Annotated in this window: 15 protein-coding genes; 7 read left to right on the top strand and 8 right to left on the bottom strand. The window is 62.9% G+C overall.

What is annotated here, in order from left to right; translation table 11 throughout:
* Positions 1-121 precede the first annotated feature (121 nt).
* Positions 122-1,114: a 2-dehydropantoate 2-reductase gene (locus Q7T10_RS12140; protein ID WP_304748514.1), complete on the top strand. Its 993-nt coding sequence runs from the start codon at positions 122-124 to the stop codon at positions 1,112-1,114.
* Between the two features lie 54 nt (positions 1,115-1,168).
* On the opposite strand, the gene Q7T10_RS12135 is transcribed toward Q7T10_RS12140, so the two are convergent.
* Complete coding sequence (locus tag Q7T10_RS12135) at positions 1,169-1,966, bottom strand: alpha/beta fold hydrolase (protein WP_304748512.1); 798 nt, start codon at positions 1,964-1,966, stop codon at positions 1,169-1,171.
* 366 nt (positions 1,967-2,332) lie between these two features.
* On the opposite strand from Q7T10_RS12135, the gene mgtA reads away from it, so the two are divergent.
* Entirely contained in the window at positions 2,333-4,819 is a 2,487-nt protein-coding gene (gene mgtA, locus Q7T10_RS12130) for a magnesium-translocating P-type ATPase (RefSeq protein WP_304748510.1), read from the top strand.
* Complete coding sequence (locus Q7T10_RS12125; protein WP_304748508.1) at positions 4,789-7,386, top strand: cation-translocating P-type ATPase; 2,598 nt, start codon at positions 4,789-4,791, stop codon at positions 7,384-7,386. Before mgtA ends, Q7T10_RS12125 begins: the two co-directional genes overlap by 31 nt.
* On the opposite strand, the gene Q7T10_RS12120 is transcribed toward Q7T10_RS12125, so the two are convergent.
* Positions 7,346-7,687, bottom strand: coding sequence for a chaperone modulator CbpM (locus Q7T10_RS12120; protein ID WP_304748507.1), 342 nt, complete (start codon positions 7,685-7,687; stop codon positions 7,346-7,348). The two genes, Q7T10_RS12125 and Q7T10_RS12120, sit on opposite strands and share 41 nt — an antisense overlap.
* Positions 7,684-8,646, bottom strand: a complete 963-nt coding sequence (locus Q7T10_RS12115; protein WP_304748506.1) for a DnaJ C-terminal domain-containing protein — start codon at positions 8,644-8,646, stop codon at positions 7,684-7,686. The genes Q7T10_RS12120 and Q7T10_RS12115 overlap by 4 nt, the downstream gene beginning before the upstream one ends.
* Before the next feature lie 20 nt (positions 8,647-8,666).
* Here Q7T10_RS12115 and Q7T10_RS12110 point away from each other — a divergent pair, with 20 nt between their 5' ends.
* Positions 8,667-9,587 (top strand): DMT family transporter, encoded by a 921-nt coding sequence (locus Q7T10_RS12110; protein WP_304748504.1) that lies wholly within the window; start codon positions 8,667-8,669, stop codon positions 9,585-9,587.
* Positions 9,588-9,607: 20 nt separating this feature from the next.
* On the opposite strand, the gene Q7T10_RS12105 is transcribed toward Q7T10_RS12110, so the two are convergent.
* Together Q7T10_RS12105 and alr are read right to left on the bottom strand one after the other, a co-directional pair.
* Positions 9,608-10,816 (bottom strand): HD-GYP domain-containing protein, encoded by a 1,209-nt coding sequence (locus tag Q7T10_RS12105; protein WP_304748502.1) that lies wholly within the window; start codon positions 10,814-10,816, stop codon positions 9,608-9,610.
* Positions 10,817-10,857: 41 nt separating this feature from the next.
* A complete protein-coding gene (alr, locus tag Q7T10_RS12100) occupies positions 10,858-11,982 on the bottom strand; it encodes an alanine racemase (protein ID WP_304748500.1) in 1,125 nt (374 codons plus the stop codon).
* Between the two features lie 126 nt (positions 11,983-12,108).
* Between alr and lplT the strand changes: the two genes are divergently transcribed.
* Genes lplT through Q7T10_RS12085 form a run of 3 tightly spaced genes read left to right on the top strand, consistent with a single transcriptional unit; the run spans position 12,109 to position 14,807 of the window.
* A complete protein-coding gene (gene lplT, locus Q7T10_RS12095; protein WP_304748498.1) occupies positions 12,109-13,392 on the top strand; it encodes a lysophospholipid transporter LplT in 1,284 nt (427 codons plus the stop codon).
* Positions 13,392-14,267 carry a DMT family transporter gene (locus Q7T10_RS12090; protein ID WP_304748496.1) on the top strand — a complete coding sequence of 292 codons (876 nt, stop codon included), beginning with the start codon at positions 13,392-13,394 and terminating at the stop codon, positions 14,265-14,267. The genes lplT and Q7T10_RS12090 overlap by 1 nt, the downstream gene beginning before the upstream one ends.
* Before the next feature lie 54 nt (positions 14,268-14,321).
* Positions 14,322-14,807, top strand: coding sequence for a glutathione peroxidase (locus tag Q7T10_RS12085; RefSeq protein ID WP_304748494.1), 486 nt, complete (start codon positions 14,322-14,324; stop codon positions 14,805-14,807).
* Positions 14,808-14,834: 27 nt separating this feature from the next.
* Here the strand turns inward: Q7T10_RS12085 and Q7T10_RS12080 are convergent, their stop codons facing one another.
* The 3 genes from Q7T10_RS12080 to glcF form a co-directional block, all read right to left on the bottom strand.
* Positions 14,835-15,701 carry a transglycosylase SLT domain-containing protein gene (locus Q7T10_RS12080; protein ID WP_304748492.1) on the bottom strand — a complete coding sequence of 289 codons (867 nt, stop codon included), beginning with the start codon at positions 15,699-15,701 and terminating at the stop codon, positions 14,835-14,837.
* Between the two features lie 86 nt (positions 15,702-15,787).
* The gene (locus tag Q7T10_RS12075) at positions 15,788-16,846 is read right to left on the bottom strand and encodes a 3-deoxy-7-phosphoheptulonate synthase (RefSeq protein ID WP_304748491.1); all 1,059 of its coding nucleotides are present in this window, start codon (positions 16,844-16,846) and stop codon (positions 15,788-15,790) included.
* Between the two features lie 76 nt (positions 16,847-16,922).
* Entirely contained in the window at positions 16,923-18,188 is a 1,266-nt protein-coding gene (gene glcF / locus Q7T10_RS12070; RefSeq protein WP_304748490.1) for a glycolate oxidase subunit GlcF, read from the bottom strand.
* Positions 18,189-18,210: the final 22 nt, after the last annotated feature.

The raw sequence follows: 18,210 nt of genomic DNA, 5'->3' as shown, positions 1-18,210 counted from the left end.
CAGGCACATGGTGGCCCGTCTTCAGGGCCGGTCAGAACGTCGTTGATGCGGTTGATCGGATTGTCATTAGCTATCAAAATGAGAGCGTATTGCGCATATTCGACGGGGGCTACAGGCCAAAATGATCAATAAAAACTTCAATAAAGTGTGCATCTACGGCGCCGGCGCCATCGGCGGCTGGATCGGTGTGCGGCTGGCGGGCGCCGGGTGTCGGGTGAGCGTGGTGGCGCGCGGCGCCACGCTGGACGCCCTCAAACGCCATGGGCTGCGGTCCCGCCACGGCCACGTCGAGGCGACGGCGTCCGTCCAGGCCAGCGCCAACCCCGCCGAACTGGGCGTGCAGGATCTGGTGGTGATTGCCGTCAAGTCACCAGCGATGCTGGAAGTCGCGCGCCACATCGGCCCCTTGATCGGTCCCCACACGGTGGTGCTCACCGCCATGAACGGCGTGCCCTGGTGGTTTTTTCACGGTTTTGGTGGGCGCTTCGAGAACACCCGCCTCACCGCCGTGGACGCCACAGGCGAGATTGGTGCGGCCATCCCTGCCGCCAGTGTCATTGGCTGCGTGGTGCACGCCAGCTGCTCGCTGATATTGCCGGGCTATGTGCACCACCACTTTGGCAACAAGCTGATCATTGGCGAGCCCTCAGGCGTCAGGACCGAACGCGTGGCGCAACTCGCCGCACTGTTGGGCAAGGCAGGATTTGACGTCGATGTTTCTGACCAGATTCAGAAAGACACCTGGTACAAGCTGTGGGGCAACATGACCGTGAACCCGATCAGCGCCATCACCGGCGCCACCACCGACCTGATCCTGGGGGATGACCTGGTGCGTGGTTTTGTCTCCAGCGTGATGCTGGAAGCCAAGGAAATCGGTGCGCGCATCGGGATACCGATTGACCAGCAGCCCGAAGACCGTCACGCCGTGACGCTCAAGCTGGGCGCCTTCAAGACCTCGATGCTGCAGGACGTGGAGATGGAGCGCGCCGTCGAGCTGGATGCCCTGGTGACGGTGGTCAAAGAACTGGCCACGCTGACTGGCGTGCCGACACCGTTTACCGATGCCTTGCTGGGCTTGTCGCGGCTGCATGCGCGGGTGCGGGGTCTGTATTGATGGCTTGCGGGCAGGGCCGCCAGATACTGTTCGCCACCACCCTCGGTGCAATAACTAGACCCGAGCGAGAAATCGGGCAATGATGTTATTGACGGTCTCAGGATCGGTCACAGGACCCATATGCCCGAGATCCTCAAACTCCACCAGCTCAACTTGCGGCAGTTCATTGGCCAGAAGTCGGGCAACGCCGTGCGCCGAGGGCGTCGAGCGCTTGCCCACCATGTAGAGGACCGGGATATTGAGCGCACGGAATGCCGCCAGCGGTGTCGGCTCAGTGAACAAGGCATGGGCCCATCTGCGCACATTCGTCACCGACGCAGCAATTGGCGGTTTGCGTTGATCCGGCGTGTGTTTCCACGCACCGGCACCCATCCAGTAGTCAATGAACTGCTCGGCGGCGGCATCTTTATTTCCTGCGTCAAGGGCAATGCCTGCATTCGCTACTGCGTTGCGGATTCCTTCCGCCTCGTTCGGCGGCGGCGTCTCTGTGTCGAGCAGCGCAAACAGCGTTGGTTTGTACAGCGCCATGGCGCGTACACGGCCCGGGTTGGCCAGGGCAGCGATCAGTGCGACCGCGGCGCCATAAGAGTGGCCAACCAGCGCCAGCGGGGAGCCGGCTCTTGCGAGCACGGGCTCGATGAGCGCGACCTCGTCCCGAAGGCTGATGACTCGGTCTGAGGGCCACGCCGGGCTCTTGCCGGAATCGTAGGAATCGGGGGCGAAAACGCGGAATGCTGGCGCCAGAAGGTCCATCAGCCCGCGCCATTGGCCTGAGTTGCTTGCGTTCGAGTGGGTGCAGACAACGCCAGGGCCGGTGCCGGCCTCACGAACGAAAGGCTCAAGTTGATGCATGAAAGGCTCCCCACTGGCGCTGATGGGTTGATTGTCGAATCATGCCACTCAGGCACTGGGCTTGTGGCAAACGGTGCGGGGCGTTTGATTTCACGCCACAAGAGTTTCAAGCGCCCGCCAATTCAATCGGTAGCGGATTGCCTGAACGAATATGCGCGTCTGGGTGAACGCCGCTTTGAGAATAATCAACTGATTCGAGCAAGGCTGATGATCTGGCGAAGACCTCTGCCGCTGTGTCGATTCGATCTGGGTTTGGCCGGGGCGTTGGGGGTAAGCTATTCAGATCATGACTGCTTCTCTTCCCGTCATCAGCGGTAATTCCGTGCAGGCCGCAGCGCCGATGCACCCTGCCGATCGGGATGGCCAATGAAGGGGCTGACCAGCGCCGAAGCCGCTGAACGGCTCAAGCAGTGCGGGCCCAACCGGCTCCAACCCGCCACGCAACGGGCGGTGCTGTGGCAGTTTCTGGCGCACTTCAAAAACCCGTTGGTCCTGGTGCTGCTGGCAGCCAGCGGCATCTCGGCCTTGACGGGCGATGTCACCGGCGCCCTCATCATCGGCGCCATCGTGGTGATGAGTGTGACGCTGGACTTCGTGCAGGCTTACCGGGCCGGCCGCGCGGCTGAACAGCTGGCCCTCAAGGTGGCGGTGACAGCCACTGTGCTGCGTGACGGCCACCCGCGTGAACTGCCGGTTACCGAGCTGGTGCCCGGCGATGTGGTGATGCTGTCAGCGGGCAATCTCGTGCCGGCCGATGCCAGGGTGCTGGAAGCGGACGACTTCTTCGTGAATCAGGCGCAACTCACGGGCGAGCCTTATCCGGTTGAAAAGAAAGCCCAGCAAGCGTCGCATCACCCGGCCAGCCCAGCCTCGCCGCAGGCCTGGGCGCTGGAAGCGGTTGACGCGGTCTTCATGGGCAGTTCCGTCGTCAGTGGCTCGGCCCAGGTGCTGATCGGGCGTACCGGCGGCGCCACGTCCCTGGGTCAAATAGCGGTCAGTCTGGCCGAAAAGGCGCCGCCTACCGCCTTCGAGATCGGTACCCGGCATTTCGGCATGCTCATCATGCGGCTGACCCTGATGCTGGTGCTGTTCACCTTGCTGGTCAATGTGGCCTTGCATCGCTCGCTGCTGGAGTCGTTCCTGTTTGCCGTCGCACTGGCCGTCGGGCTGACACCCGAGTTGCTGCCGATGGTGGTGTCGGTGACGCTGACGCGAGGCGCCCTGCGCATGGCCGCTCTCAAGGTCATTGTCAAGCGCCCGTCAGCGATCCAGGACATGGGCGCCATGGACGTGCTGTGCACCGACAAGACCGGCACCCTGACCGAGGCCCGCATCCGGCTGGAACGCCATGTGGATGCAGATGGTCAGGATGATCCGCACGTTCTGGAGCTGGCCTACCTCAACAGCTACTTTGAGAGCGGCCTGAAAAGCCCGCTGGACGATGCCATCCTGGCGCATCAGGAAATCGACGTTTCAGGCTGGCGCAAGGTCGACGAAGTGCCATTTGATTTCGAGCGGCGCCGGGTGTCGGTGCTGGTCGAGCGCTCCGGTGCACGCCGGCTGGTCGTCAAGGGCGCCCCCGAAGACATTGTTCGCTTGTGTACGCATTACCAGGACAGTTCAGACGCCACGGCGGTCCTCGATGCGGCCGCGCGCGTGCGCATCAATGCGCTGTTTGACAGTCTGGGCGAGGAGGGTTTTCGGGTGCTCGGCATCGCCTGGCGCGACGTGCCGATTGATCACCCGCACGCTGTCGTGTCCGATGAGAGTGAACTGGTGTTCGCGGGTTTCGCGGCCTTTCTGGACCCGCCCAAAGCCAGCGCTGCTGCGGCCCTGAAAGCGCTGGCGGCCAGCGGCGTGGCCGTGAAGATCGTGACGGGTGACAACGAGCGGGTGACGCGTCATGTCTGCACCCAGCTGGGCGTGGCCATCGACGGTGTGCTGACCGGCACGGATGTCGCGGCGATGAACGACGATGCCCTGCGCGCCCGGGTTGAAGCCGTCAACCTGTTCTGCCGCGTCAACCCGTCACAGAAGAATCGCATCATCCTGGCACTGAAAGCGCGCGGTCATGTGGTGGGCTACCTGGGTGACGGCATCAATGACGCGCCCTCGCTGCACACGGCCGATGTCGGCATCTCGGTGGACGGCGCGGTGGACGTGGCCAAGCAGGCGGCTGCCATGATCCTGCTGGAGAATGATCTGATGGTGCTGCACAAAGGCATCCTCGAAGGCCGTCGCACCTTTGGCAATGTGATGAAGTACATCATGATGGCCACCAGTTCCAACTTCGGCAACATGTTCAGCATGGCGGCGGCGACGCTGTTCTTGCCGTTTCTGCCCATGCTGCCGCTGCAGATTCTGCTCAACAACCTGATGTATGACGTGTCTGAAATAACGCTGCCCATGGACAATGTGGACGCGGAAGACCTGGCGCAGCCAAAACGATGGGACATGGGCTTCATCCGCAATTTCATGTTGACCATCGGGCCGATCAGCTCGATGTTTGACTTCCTGACGTTTTACCTGCTGATCAGCCTGTTCAGTGCCAACGAAACCCTCTTTCGCACCGGCTGGTTCGTGGAATCCATTGCCACCCAGGTGCTGGTGATTTTCGTGATTCGAACCCGGCGCAATCCCTTGCGCAGCCATCCCACCCGATGGCTGGTGCTGACGTCTTTGGGGGTCGTCCTGTCGGCGATGATTCTGCCGTTCAGTCCATTGGCGCCGTATCTCGGGTTTACTGCGCTGCCACTGTCATTTTTCGGAGTACTGATGCCACTGCTTGTTTCATATTTGTTCGCGGTGGAAGGGGGGAAGCAATGGTTTTACCGGCGGCTGATGAGGTCTTGAACGACCGCGATGGCGTGGATGGCTTGAGCACGGCGCAGGCCGCGCAGCGTCTGCGCGACGAAGGTCCGAATGCGCTGCCCGGTGGGCAGCACCGGACCTGGCTGGACATCATGCGGGAGACGATGCGCGAGCCCATGTTCCTGTTGCTGCTGGCAGCGGGCTCCCTCTATCTGGTCCTGGGAGAATTGCAGGAAGGACTGGTTCTGTTCGGCTTCGTGCTGGGCATGATCGGCCTGACGCTGTACCAGGAGGGCAAGACCGAGCGTGCCATCGAGGCGCTGCGCGACCTCACCAGCCCGCGCGCGCTGGTGATTCGCGATGGCCGGCGTGAGCGCGTTGCCGGCAGCGAGGTGGTGCGCGGCGATCTGGTGGTGCTGGCGGAGGGTGATCGCGTGCCGGCGGACGCCACGCTGCTGTCCGCCACGGGTCTTCAGTTGGATGAATCGCTGTTGACGGGCGAGGCGATGCCGGTGCGCAAGATCGCGGCAACTATCGAGACCGCCGCCGTGGCGCCTGGTGGTGACGATCTGCCTTTCGTCTATTCGGGAACGCTGGTGGTGCAGGGCCATGGCACAGCGCGGGTGACGGCCACCGGGCCGCGCAGCGAGATCGGCCGCATCGGAGCGGCGCTGGGAAAGCTGGAGGTCGAACGCTCTCCGCTGCAAAAGCAGACGGCGCGGCTGGTCCGCACGCTGGCGCTGCTGGCGTTGGCCTTAAGCCTGGCGCTGGTGCTGCTCCATGGCCTGATGCACGGCGACTGGCTGGCCGCGTTGCTGGCCGGCATCGCACTGGCCATGGCCATGCTGCCGGAGGAGTACCCCGTGGTGCTCACGGTGTTCCCTGCATTGGGCGCGTGGCGGCTGTCAAGGGAAAAGGTGTTGACCCGGCGCATCACCGCGATCGAGACGCTGGGTGCGACTTCGGTGCTGTGCGCGGACAAGACCGGCACGTTGACCGAGAACCGCATGACGGTGGTGGCGCTCTATGCCCAGGGCGCCCCCGATGTGCAGAGCGAAAGTCTGAGCATTGACTATGCCGCCACTTCGGAGTTGCCAGAGGCCTTTCACACCCTGGTGGAGTTTTCGATTCTGGCCAGCGTGGCCGAGCCTTTTGACCCGATGGAAAAGGCCTTCCACCGGCTGGGTCAGCACTACCTGCAGGACACCGAGCATCTGCACCGTGACTGGACGCTGATGCAGGCGTATGGATTGACGCCTGAGCTGCGTGCCATGTCGCACGTCTGGATGGCGGTGGAGGGTGAGTCGCACGTGGTGGCGGCCAAGGGGTCGCCTGAGGCAATCGTGGATTTGTGCCATCTGGACGGCCCGGCGCAGGCGCGCATCGCGGCGGCCGTCGATGCGATGGCCGCCAGGGGGCTGCGCGTACTGGGTGTGGCCCAAGCCCGTTTTGATGGTGAGCATTGGCCCGCGATCGAGCATGATTTTGACTTTGAGTTCATCGGTTTGCTGGGGCTGGCCGACCCGCTGCGCCCCGAGATTCCTGCGGCCATGGCTGAGTGCCGAACGGCGGCCGTCCGTGTGGTCATGATCACCGGAGACTACCCTGCCACCGCGCGTGCCATTGCCGATCAGGCGCAACTGGACGCCGGTCAGACGGGCCAGATTCTGACTGGTGATGAGATGGCGCTCATGAGCGACGTCGAACTGCAGGCGCGCATGAAATCGGTGAGCGTTTGCGCCCGCATTGCGCCTGAGCAAAAGCTGCGCATCGTGCAGGCGCTCAAGGCCAATGGCGAGATCGTGGCGATGACCGGCGATGGTGTCAACGACGCACCGGCGCTGAAGGCCGCGCACGTCGGCGTGGCCATGGGCGGGCGCGGCACCGATGTGGCACGTGAGGCGGCCTCGCTGGTGCTGCTGGACGACAACTTTGCCTCGATCGTGCGCGCCGTGCGGCTGGGCCGGCGCATCTTCGACAATCTGCGCAAATCCATGTCCTACATCCTGGCGGTGCATGTGCCGATTGCCGGGATGGCGCTGCTGCCGGTGCTGCTGGGTACGCCGGTGGTGCTGTTCCCCTTGCACATTGCCTTTCTGGAATTGATCATCGATCCGGCCTGCTCCATGGTGTTTGAAAACGAACCGGCCGAAGCCGACGTGATGCAGCGCCCGCCGCGCGACCCCAATGCGCAGCTGTTTGGTGGCACGACGCTGGCGCTCGCACTATTGCAGGGCGTCGGCGTTCTGCTGGTTGTGATGGGCGCCTATGCCTGGAGCATCACGCGACTCACGGAGAACGAGGCGCGGGCCTTCACCTTTGCGACGCTGGTCATGGGCAACCTGGCACTCATCTTCTCCAATCGCACGCGCACCGGGTCCCTGCTGGCTTCGCTGCGCGTACCCAACCGCACGCTGTGGATCGTGAGCGGCGTGACGCTCGGGTTTCTGGTGCTGGTGCTGTATCAGCCGTGGCTGGCGCAGTTATTCCAGTTTGGCGCCCTGTCACTCCCAGAGTTGCTGGCGGCAGTCGCGTTGGGGCTGCTCAGCGTGTTGTGGTTTGAAGCGCTCAAAACTCGTCGCCGCCTGCCGCAGGCGCGCTTGCTGTGATCTGCGCCCGCAGCGTTTCGATCTCATCGAGCAGTTGCAGCGCGAGCGCGGCACCGGCGAGGTTGACACCCAGGTCGCGCTGCAGGCGGGACGCCAGCGTGACGTGACGCAGCTGCGTGCCGCTCAAACGCCAGTTGTCAGGTGTGTCGCCAGCGATCGGGGCGATGACCCCTTCCTCGATCAGTTCCAGGATGAATCCGACCTGTACCGCGCAGGTGCGGCTGACTTCAATCAGGGTCAGTTCGCCCGGCTGCTCCAGGCTGGCGCCGCGCAGGGGCGGCAACGTTTCGTTGGTACTCATGCCTGTGCTCCCAGTTTGACTCGTGGGTTGAAGGATTTGAATTGTGTCGCCATGCTGCGATAAAAGGCCTGGGCCGCTTCGCTGTCCGCTGGCGGCAGCGCAATTTTCAGCACAAAGTAGAAGTCCCCCGGGGTGCGCGCAGGAATGCCACGTCCCTTGAGGCGCAGCTTGCGTCCTTCCACCGAGCCGGGAGGGATCTTGAGCTCGACCGGGCCGCTCGGGGTCGGGACTTCGATTTCTGCACCCAATGCCGCTTCCCACGGTGCCACCGGCAGATCAAGGTAGACATCGTGCTTGTCGACACGGTAGTGCGCATGCGGTCGAAACTCGACTTCCAGAAACAGGTCGCCCGGCTGGCCCTGTCCGATGCCGGGTCCACCCTGTCCGGCCAGGCGGATATGCTGTCCGGCGCGCACACCCTTGGGGATGGTGAATTCGATGGTGTGTTCGCGCAACGCCACATGACCCTGGGCGTCGACCTCGGGCATCTGCAACGTGACGCGGCGTGTGGCGCCGTCGTAAGCATCTTCGAGGTCAATCTGGATTTTGGCGTGACGGTCTTCCCCATGCGCAGAGTAGGCCGCGCTGCGCGCCTGGGCCGTCCGCCCTTCGCCAAACCCACGCCGGAAAAGGGACTCAAAAAAGTCGCTGTGCTCGGCCGCTTCGTGCTCGCTAAATCCTCGGCCGGATGTCTCGAAACCGGCGTTCCAGTCGGGTGGCGGCCGGAACTCCTGCCCGCCCTTCCAGTTGGCGCCGAGCTGGTCGTAGGCGGCGCGTTTTTCGGGATCCTTGAGTACCTCATAAGCCTCGCCAACTTCCTTGAAGCGGGCTTCGGCGTTGGACTCTTTGCTGACGTCGGGGTGGTACTTGCGTGCAAGCGCGCGGTACGCGCGCTTGATTTCGTCCTGCGTCGCGGTGCGCTCAAGACCCATGATGCTGTAATAGTCCTTGAATTCCATCAAACCCCTCCCGTGAAAAAATGACTGTACTCCCGAAAGCTCCGCAAGTCCTGAATCGTGCGGCGTTTGCCACGCTGCTGCTGATCGCGCTGATGATGGGCGCCAACCACGTGGCGGCGCGCATCGCGTTCAATCACGGCGTGGATGTGCCCACGGCGGTGGCGGTGCGCAGTCTCGTCACAGCGCTGGCGGTCGCCCTGCTGGTGGCGATTCAGGGCGTGCCCGTTGTGTTCACCGCCCGGCACCTTCGCGTGCTGCCTGTCATCGGACTGCTGGTGGGGGTGCAAAGCCTGTGCCTGTATGCATCGGTCGCCCGTTTGCCGGTGGCGCTGGCGTTGCTGGCGTTCAACACCTATCCCTTGTGGACCGCCTTCTGGGCCTGGGTGTTTTATCGGCGCATTCCGGAGCGTGCGGTCCTGCTCGCCATGCCGGTGATTCTGCTGGGACTGGCATTGGCGCTCGATGTGCTCGGCGCGGCGTCGGGGCTTGGTGCCGCGGGGCAATGGGTCGAGATCGGTGCGGGCGTGGCATTTGCGCTGACAGCCGCGGCCACGTTTGGCGTGGCGCTGGTGTTGACCCAGCATGAGGCAGCTGGCATTGACGGCCGAGTCCGTACTGCCGTCACCATGGGGATCGTGGGCATGCTGGCGCTGGCGGCAGTGGGTGCCCAGGGCGGTTTTCACCTGCCCAATGCCGTGTCCGGCTGGTGGGGGCTGGCAGCACTCACGTTCTTGTATGGCACGGGCTTTACCATCATGTTCACCCTGTTGCCCAAGCTGGGTGTCGTGGGCAGTTCACCCATCATGAATGTGGAACCCGTATTTGCGCTGGTTCTGGCCTGGCTCATACTTGGGCAGGCGATCGCTCCCATGCAATTGGCCGGCGCGACGCTGGTGGTGGGCGCCGTGATGGCCCTGGGACTGCGCAAGCACAAGGCTTGAACCGGCCGGGGCCGGGTGCGTCAGCCTGGGCGTTCCATTCGCGCCTTCATCACCTTCTCCTGGCTGACTTTGATCTTGATATTTTCGGCGTTGACCGGCGACCGAATGGCAAACTGCGGGTTGGTGATGTCCCGGTAGAGGTAGTTGCTCATGGGCATGTTGCCCGGGGTGACAATGCTGACCACGTGAGGGTTGTTGGCGCGCGAACCGCGCGCGACCGCGACCGCCTTTTCGCCGTTGACAAGTTGCACGTAGGTGCCAGGTGGGTAGAACCCGACCGAGGTCGCCATGGCAGCCCCGAGTTTTTCGCTGGTTGTCGCGGAGCCAAGAAAAACGGATTTGGCGGCGCCCAGCGGTGACATGGCCAACCTCGTCTTGCGGGGCGCCATCTTGGCGACAAAGCCGTCGGCGGTGCGCAAAATACGCCGGTTTTCCAAGTTCCTGGCCAGTCCGCGCGACTCATCCAGTTCATGATGCCAGCGCACGATGTCCAACTGGTCTTCGTCGGCCACACCGAAGCCCTGCAGGATTTCAGCGCCTATCTGGGGGTGTTCCCGGATCAGCTTTTTCTGGCCGTCATTGAGAATCGAACTTTGCCGCGTCAGGCTGTCCTGCGCCCGGGCCATGCCAATATTCATGACCAGGGCCGAACGGAACAGGACGCGTCGGGCATCCTCTGGCAGGCCCAGTTTTTCAGCGGTCAGTTCGCACACGACGGCCGACAACAACGCGTGGGTAGCGCAATAGCCCAACGATATGTCGGCCAACGCCTGAAACAGGATGAACAGGGCTTCGTCAGGATCGCTCTTCAGCAGTTCAAGCGCCTTCTTTTCGATGCCTTCCAGTCGTTGCAGGGGGGTGATGGCGGCTTCGCCCTGGTACAGCAGCCCGCGCAGAATCTCCTGCAAGTCCAGCCAGCCGCCGAGCACTTCTGTGCCAACCACATAATCTGTTTCCCATATTTCTGCCGGCATGGACGCCCGTGCGATAGTTTCCACATCCGCCCCATCCCGGAGCATGGTGTGGATCATCCGCTCGTAGCTCCTTTGCCAGGCCTTGGCGTCGCTTTCCGTCATGCACGCCTGGTGAGCGTTCAGCATTTCCTTGTGCTGCTCCGAGAGTATGGGTTGCCCTTTTCGCAACAGCAACTTGCCTTGGGGATCCCACACATCGACCGGCAACGGCTTGCCGAGTTCGAGCATGGCAACGGGGATGGGAACGTAAGTCATCAAAGGTCTCTCAACTTCAGGCATGGCAGCATGATCAGGCGTTACTCGGCCACAACCACGGGAACTCGCGCAGCCAGCGCGCACATCAATTCGTAGCCCACTGTGCCCGCACATTGTGCAACTTCGTCAATATCCAGCACGACACCATTGGCGGCGCGGCCCCACAGCGTTGCCTCACTGCAAAAGCCCGCGCCGGGCACGGGTGTCAGGTCGACGGTGATCATGTCCATGCTCACGCGGCCCACCATCCGGGTGCGAACGCCGTTCACCAGCACCGGGGTGCCGGTCGAGCAGGCTCTTGGGTAGCCATCGGCGTAGCCGCAGGCCAGCACGCCGATGCGCATGGGCCGCTCGGCCACGAACGTAGAGCCGTAGCCAACCATAGCCCCCGTCGCAAGGTCCTGTGTAGCTATTATTTTTGTAGCGAGTGTCATGCCGGGTTGCAGGCTCCAGTGAGTCGCACTGTGCTGGGGGAAGTCGGGTGCACTGCCATATAGGGCGATACCGGGGCGTACCCAGTCGGATGCCACCTGCGTGTCAGGGTGGCTGCTGGCGTCCGTGGCCGTCACGTTGTGACGCAACGTGGCGGCGCTGTTGCTCAAAGACCGTTCGCCGGGCAGGTCGCGTGTGACCTCTGCAAATACTGCCATCTGGGTTGCCACGCCCTTCGGGCCGTCGGCGTCACTGAAATGGGTCATCAACGATATTTCGTCGACCTGGGGCAATGCATTGAGGCGGGTCCAGGCGGCGCGGTAGCGCTGTGGCGTGAAACCGAGCCGGTTCATGCCGGAATTCATTTTGAGGAACACCCGGTGCGGCACGTTGGTCTTGTGTGTGGCCAGCATGTCAATCTGCTCGTCACAGTGCACCGTATGCCACAGGTCCAGCCGCGAGCAAAGCTCCAGGTCACGCAATTCGAACACGCCTTCCAGCAGCAGAATGGGGCCCCGCCAGCCCAGCGCGCGCACGCGCCGGGCTTCTTCCAGATCCAGCAGGGCAAAGCCGTCGGCACCCCGAAAACCCTCAAACACTCGTTCGATGCCATGGCCGTAGGCATTGGCCTTGACGATGGCCCAGACCCGCGCATCAGGCGCCGCCTGCCGGGCGCGCTCAAGGTTGTGGCGAAGTGCGTCGGTATGGATGGTGGCTTGTATCGGGCGAGGCATGGCGCGGTTAGGGTGACTGGTGGAACTCTGGATTCTGACATCCCGATGGCATGCTATAACCCGCTATCGTTTGGAAACATATAACAAAACCCCTGTATCAGTGTCACTGATGCGCGCCTGTAGACAATGAAACGCGGCTTTTTTACCATCATGTCAGCGCAGTTCTTCAGCTCGCTGGCCGACAACGCCCTGTTTGTTGCAGCTGTCCAGTTACTCAGAACCAGCAAGGCCCCGGAGTGGCAACAGGCGGCATTGGTGCCGATGTTTGCGCTGTTTTATGTGATTCTCGCGCCTTTTGTCGGGGCGTTTGCCGACTCCATGCCCAAGGGCCGGGTGATGTTGATCAGCAACTTCATCAAGGTGCTGGGTTGTCTGATGATGTTGTTTGGCAGTCATCCCCTGCTGGCCTATGCGATTGTGGGGCTCGGTGCTGCCGCCTATTCACCCGCCAAGTACGGCATCCTCACCGAACTGCTGCCAGCGTCGCAGCTGGTCAAAGCCAACGGCTGGATTGAAGGCCTGACGATTGCCTCCATCATTCTTGGGGTCTTGCTGGGTGGCCAGCTGGTGGGGCCCATATTGGCCCCCATGCTCTTGTCGGTGGACCTCCCGCTGATCACGACCAGCCTGGACACGCCGCCCGAGGCCGCCATCAGCGTTTTGATATTCCTGTATTTTCTTGCGGCGTGGTTTAACACCCATATTCCCCTGACGGGTGTGGAAATGCGTCCCATGCCCAAGCGGATCACCTCCTTGCTGCCTGATTTCTGGACCTGCAATGCCCGTTTGTGGCGCGACAAACTGGGCCAGATTTCCCTCGCTGCAACCACGCTCATCTGGGGTGTGGCGGGCAACTTGCGGTTCATCGTGCTGGCCTGGGCGGCCGCTGCGCTGGGCTACAGCGTGACGCAAGCCTCTGCGCTGCAAGGCGTGGTGGCCATTGGCATGGCCGTTGGCGCTGTAGTGGCGTCGATGCGCATGCGTCTTGAAGATGGCCCCCGGGTGATCACGCTGGGTATCGGCATGGGCCTGTTGATCATCATGCTGATCTTTATCACCAATGTGTGGGTGGCAGCACCTTTTCTGATTTTGCTGGGTGCCCTGGGCGGTTTCCTCGTGGTGCCCATGAATGCCTTGTTGCAGCATCGCGGACACAACCTGATGGGGGCCGGGCGCTCCATCGCGGTTCAGAACTTCAACGAACAGGCTTGCATCCTGACGCTCGGTGCCGCCTACAGTCTGTCCACCGGCCTGGGGCTGCCGACCTTTGCCGCCATCACGGCGTTCGGCCTGGTGATCGCCGGCTTCATGTGGATCATCAGACGCTGGCATGCACGCAATTGCGTCCAGCATCGCGCCGAGGTTGAGCATCTGCTGGCCATCGCCCGCAATGACAATTTTCATGACTGATGCCGCATAAGGCGCTCGCGGCGACGGCGCTGACCCTCAATGCTTTTGTCTGGGGGGTGTCCTGGTGGCCCTTTCGGGCGCTGCAGGACCATGGCCTGCATCCGCTGTGGGCCACCGCCATCATCTATGTTTTTGCCTTGCTGTGTCTGCTGGTGTTCCGGCCTCGTGCCTGGCAAGGCTTCTGGAAGCACCCGCTGCTGTGGTTGCTGGTGCTGGCCTCCGGCCTGACCAATGTGGGATTCAACTGGGCGGTGACGGTGGGAGACGTGGTGCGGGTGGTTCTGCTGTTCTACCTGATGCCGGCCTGGGTCGTGCTGCTGGCCTGGCCACTGCTGGGTGAGAAGCCCACGGCCGGTTCCGTATTGCGACTGGCGCTGGCGCTCACCGGTGTCGTGATTGTGCTCAAAACGCCGGCATCACCCTGGCCCGTCCCGGAAAGCCTGGCCGACTGGCTGGCCCTCGTGGGAGGGTTCAGCTTTGCGCTGACCAACATCCTGCTGCGCCGCCTCAATCAGACACCGGGCGAGTCCCGCATGCTGGCCATGTTTGGCGGCGGCGCGGTGATGGCCACGGGGGTTGCGCTGGTCGGCATGGCGCTGGGCGTGGTGGCCGCGCCGCCCGCACCCGGCGTGGCCTGGGCGGGTCTGGCCCTGGTCATCAGTCTTGCGTTTCTGGCGGGCAACCTGGCCCTGCAATACGGTGCAGCGCGCCTGAGTGCCAGTGCCACCTCGCTCATCATGCTGTCGGAAGTGGTGTTTGCCAGCGTGTCGTCGGTGGTGTTGGGTACCGGCGAGTTGTCGACGCGCACACTGCTGGGTGGTGCTTTGATTCTCATGGCCTCACTGCTGGCAGTGGTGTCGTTTGGCAAGCGCTGACTTCCGCTTCAAAGTGAGACACTTGGCACCCCCCTTTTTTGAATTGGAGCGCCCATGAGCACCGTCTACGATTTTGACGCCCTGCAAATCGACGGCAAGTCCGTGCCATTGAGCAAGTTCAAGGGAAAGGTGATGCTGATAGTCAATACCGCCAGCGCCTGCGGTTTCACGCCGCAGTTTGCCGGCCTGGAGGAGTTGCATCAGACTTACGGCAAACAGGGGCTGGTGGTATTGGGTTTTCCATGCAACCAGTTTGGTGCTCAGGACGCGGGCAGCAATGGTGAGATTGCCGAGTTTTGTCAATTGAACTACGGCGTCAGCTTTCCGATGATGGCCAAGATTGAGGTCAATGGCCCTCAGGCCCACCCTTTGTACCAATGGCTCGCGGCCGAGGCCCCTGGCCTGCTGGGCAGCAAGGCGATCAAATGGAACTTCACCAAGTTCTTGGTCGGCAAGGACGGCACCGTTCTCAAGCGCTACGCGCCGACCGATACACCGGCCAGCATGGCAGGGGACATTGCAGCGGCCCTGGCGGCCTGATTCGGCTCTTCGGGTCGAGTCAGGCGCTCATTTGGCGCGCAAGGGCAGGCGGATCAAGGGCAGTGAGGGTGAGGCCCGCGCCACCTTGGCGTCAAACGGATGCGCCTGAGTACCGACCGCCTTGAGTATTCGCTGCACATAGGCGCGGGTTTCCAGATAGGGCGGCACCCCGCGATATCGCTCGACCTTGCCTTCGCCCGCGTTGTAGGCGGCCGCCACCAGTGCCACATCGCCCTCAAAATAAGCCAGCAACCAGCGCAGATAGGTCAATCCACCCCGGATGTTCTGGGCCGGATCGAAGGGATTGCGAACGTTGAAACGTTGGCTGGTTTCCGGGATGAGTTGCATCAGTCCCTGGGCGTTCTTCGGTGACAGCGCCAGGCTGTTGAAGTTCGATTCTGCCGCGATGATCGCCAGCGCCAGTTGGGGCTCCACCTGGTACTGGGGGGCCATTTTCATCACCAGCTCAAAAATTTTCCGGGGCGCCACCGCCTGATAGTCCACGCCTGGCCCGTCAATGGGCCCCGCTGCCGCCGGTCGCGCGGGTTCACGCATGCAGTCGGGCACCTCGGTGGTCGGGCCCCCCACGACTTTGAGCATGCGCTGCGCGGCGGCCAGTCCCTGTTCAGCGGCGGCGTGAAAGAAGAAGGCAGCGGTCACATCATTTCGCGCTACGCCACGCCCGTTGGCGTACATCCATCCCAGGTTGTATTGGGCTTCCGCGTCGCCCAGACGGGCACCCTTGCAGTACAGGCTGGCGGCCAGCACCGGGTCACGCGTCACGCCTTCGCCATTCTCGTAGGCGATGGCCTCCAGGCGCAGGGTAACCGCCTGCGTGCTGTCAGCCGCGATGCCTTGAGCCTGCACCGACGCGGCGGCGCAGGATATCGCCATCAGGAGGTAGATCGACGGTAGTTTTGAGAAACTCAGGCGCATAAGCCCGAGTATCGGCGCTTTTCCCCGATGTTTTTTGCGAAACGTCAACGTTGGACTGAACGCAGACGGGCGGCGGCTTCGCGTAACCCAGCGGCCGTCGTGTCCCAGCCCATGCAGGCATCCGTGATGGAGACACCGTAACGCAAGTCCTGCGGCCGGCCGAGTTTCTGATTGCCGTCGAACAGGTTGGATTCCAGCATGACGCCCTTGATGGCGCGGTTGCCGTCAGCAATCTGATGCACCACGTCCTTGAGCACCAATGCCTGCAATGCGTGATTTTTCCGCGAATTGGCGTGGCTGCAATCAACCACGATGTTCACCGGCAATTTGGCTGCCGTCAATGCGGCCTCGGCTTGGGCCACGGCCACCGAGTCGTAGTTGGGATTGGTGCCACCGCGCAGAATCAGGTGCCCGAAGGGGTTGCCTCGCGTCTGGGTGAGCGCCACCTGACCGGCGCCATTGATGCCGAGAAACGCATGGGGCTGGGCGGCCGACAGCATGGCATTCAAGGCCACCTCCAGATTGCCGTCGGTGCCGTTCTTGAAGCCGACCGGGGAAGACAAGCCGCTGGCCAGTTCCCGGTGGGTCTGGCTCTCGGTCGTGCGCGCCCCGATGGCACTCCAGGCGATCAGGTCGCCCAGGTACTGTGGGGTGATGGGGTCCAGCGCCTCCGTGCCGCAGGGGAGTCCCAGGTCATTGAGGTCAACCAGCAGCCGGCGGGCCAGATGCAGGCCTTCTTCGACGTGAAACGAGTCGTCCATGCGCGGGTCGTTGATCAGGCCCTTCCAGCCGACGGTGGTGCGGGGCTTTTCAAAGTAGACCCGCATCACCACGAAAATCTGATCCGCCAGCTCGTCGGCCAGCGCCTTCAGGCGCTGGGCGTATTCCATGGCGGCTTTGGTGTCGTGGATCGAGCAGGGACCCACCACCACAAACGGGCGCGGGTCGTGCCCGTTCAGGATGTTGGCCAGGGTGCGCCGCGCGGCGCTGACGGTCTGGGTTGCGCGGGAGCTGGCCGGGATGTCCTCGTGCAACTGGCTCGGTGACAGCAGGGTCTGTTGCGACACCACGTTCAGGTTTTCAAGTGCGGTGGGGAAAGTCATGGCGGCGTTCATCCAAAAAACACGGCAGCAAATATGCCTCCAGCCCCCGGCGAGCGGGCGCTGCAAGCTATCAATTTTATAGTGCTTTTGAGAGTGCTTCGTCCAGCACTTCGACCCAGTGCCGCACCGGCGTGGCGGTTCCACTCTGCAGATGGGTGATGCAGCCAATGTTGGCCGAGACGATCACGTCGGGTGGCGTAGCGTCAAAGGTCTGGTTCAAGTGGCCGAGTTTGCGATCGCGCAACTGGTAGGACAAGTCCGGGTTCAGGACCGAGTAGGTGCCAGCGGAGCCGCAGCACAGGTGCGACTCGCAGCCGGTTACCCGGACGTTGAAGCCCAACTCGCCCAGAAACTGTTCGACACCGCCGCGCAGTTGCTGGCCGTGTTGCAGGGTGCATGGCGGGTGGAACGCCATGGTCCCGGTTTTGACGGCAACCTTGTCGCGCAGCGTGGCGCTGATTTCAGGCAGCCATTCGCTCAGGTCTTTGGTCAGTGCGCTGACCTGCGCGGCTTTGGTCGCATAGGCCGGGTCGTCCCGAAGCATGTGGCCGTATTCCTTGACGGTGACGCCGCAGCCCGAGGCGTTCATGATGATGGCCTCCACGCCGGTGCTGCCCCCAGTGCCCGCCTGGCCCTGGATGTGTGGCCACCAGGCGTCGATGTTGGCGCGCATCTCGGCTTTGCCACCGTCCTGGTCGTTCAGGTGAAACTTGACCGCGCCACAGCAGCCGGCTTTCGGTGCGATGACGGTCTGGATACCTGCCGCATCGAGCACGCGGGCGGTCGCAGTGTTGATGTTGGGCATCATGGCCGGTTGCACGCAGCCCGCCAGCATCAGCACTTTGCGGGCATGCGTGCGGGTGGGCCAGTGGCCGGCATCCTGTTTGGGCGGCACCTTGTTTTTCAGCGCGGACGGCATCAGCGGTCGCATCAGCTGGCCCAGTTTCATGGCTGGCGCAAACAGGGGGGAAGGCAGGCCTTCCTTCAATGCCCAGCGCAGTGCGCGTTCCCCCAGCGGGCGGGGTACTTTGGCATCGACCAGCTTGCGGCCGATGTCCAGCAGGTGGCCGTAGTCCACGCCCGAGGGACAGGTGCTCTCGCAGTTGCGGCAGGTCAGGCAGCGGTCCAGATGGAGCTGCGTTTTGCGCGTGGGGGGTTCACCTTCCAGCACCTGCTTCATCAGGTAGATGCGGCCGCGCGGCCCGTCCAGCTCGTCGCCCAGCAACTGGTAGGTCGGGCAGGTGGCGGTGCAAAAGCCGCAATGAACGCATTTGCGCAGAATGGCCTCGGCCGCATCGCCGTCGGCGGTGCCTTTGTATTCGGGGGCGAGATGGGTTTGCATCAGGGGGGCGGCTTACAAGCCG

The organism is Rhodoferax sp. (assembly GCF_030646845.1).
Classification (GTDB): Bacteria; Pseudomonadota; Gammaproteobacteria; order Burkholderiales; family Burkholderiaceae_C; genus Rhodoferax.
The sequence above is the reverse complement of the archived record's forward strand: the minus strand, read 5'-3'. Positions and strand labels throughout refer to the sequence as shown.

What these genes read in the sequence shown, in the direction of transcription:
- Q7T10_RS12090 (WP_304748496.1), top strand. Translation starts at nt 13,392, where the DNA reads ATGCCGCATAAGGCGCTCGCGGCGACGGCGCTGACCCTCAATGCTTTT.
- Q7T10_RS12140 (WP_304748514.1), top strand. Translation starts at nt 122, where the DNA reads ATGATCAATAAAAACTTCAATAAAGTGTGCATCTACGGCGCCGGCGCC.
- Q7T10_RS12120 (WP_304748507.1), bottom strand. Translation starts at nt 7,687, where the DNA reads ATGAGTACCAACGAAACGTTGCCGCCCCTGCGCGGCGCCAGCCTGGAG.
- Q7T10_RS12135 (WP_304748512.1), bottom strand. Translation starts at nt 1,966, where the DNA reads ATGCATCAACTTGAGCCTTTCGTTCGTGAGGCCGGCACCGGCCCTGGC.
- mgtA (WP_304748510.1), top strand. Translation starts at nt 2,333, where the DNA reads ATGAAGGGGCTGACCAGCGCCGAAGCCGCTGAACGGCTCAAGCAGTGC.
- alr (WP_304748500.1), bottom strand. Translation starts at nt 11,982, where the DNA reads ATGCCTCGCCCGATACAAGCCACCATCCATACCGACGCACTTCGCCAC.
- Q7T10_RS12080 (WP_304748492.1), bottom strand. Translation starts at nt 15,701, where the DNA reads ATGGCGATATCCTGCGCCGCCGCGTCGGTGCAGGCTCAAGGCATCGCG.
- Q7T10_RS12110 (WP_304748504.1), top strand. Translation starts at nt 8,667, where the DNA reads ATGACTGTACTCCCGAAAGCTCCGCAAGTCCTGAATCGTGCGGCGTTT.
- Q7T10_RS12075 (WP_304748491.1), bottom strand. Translation starts at nt 16,846, where the DNA reads ATGACTTTCCCCACCGCACTTGAAAACCTGAACGTGGTGTCGCAACAG.
- Q7T10_RS12085 (WP_304748494.1), top strand. Translation starts at nt 14,322, where the DNA reads ATGAGCACCGTCTACGATTTTGACGCCCTGCAAATCGACGGCAAGTCC.
- Q7T10_RS12115 (WP_304748506.1), bottom strand. Translation starts at nt 8,646, where the DNA reads ATGGAATTCAAGGACTATTACAGCATCATGGGTCTTGAGCGCACCGCG.
- lplT (WP_304748498.1), top strand. Translation starts at nt 12,109, where the DNA reads ATGAAACGCGGCTTTTTTACCATCATGTCAGCGCAGTTCTTCAGCTCG.
- Q7T10_RS12105 (WP_304748502.1), bottom strand. Translation starts at nt 10,816, where the DNA reads ATGACTTACGTTCCCATCCCCGTTGCCATGCTCGAACTCGGCAAGCCG.
- glcF (WP_304748490.1), bottom strand. Translation starts at nt 18,188, where the DNA reads ATGCAAACCCATCTCGCCCCCGAATACAAAGGCACCGCCGACGGCGAT.
- Q7T10_RS12125 (WP_304748508.1), top strand. Translation starts at nt 4,789, where the DNA reads ATGGTTTTACCGGCGGCTGATGAGGTCTTGAACGACCGCGATGGCGTG.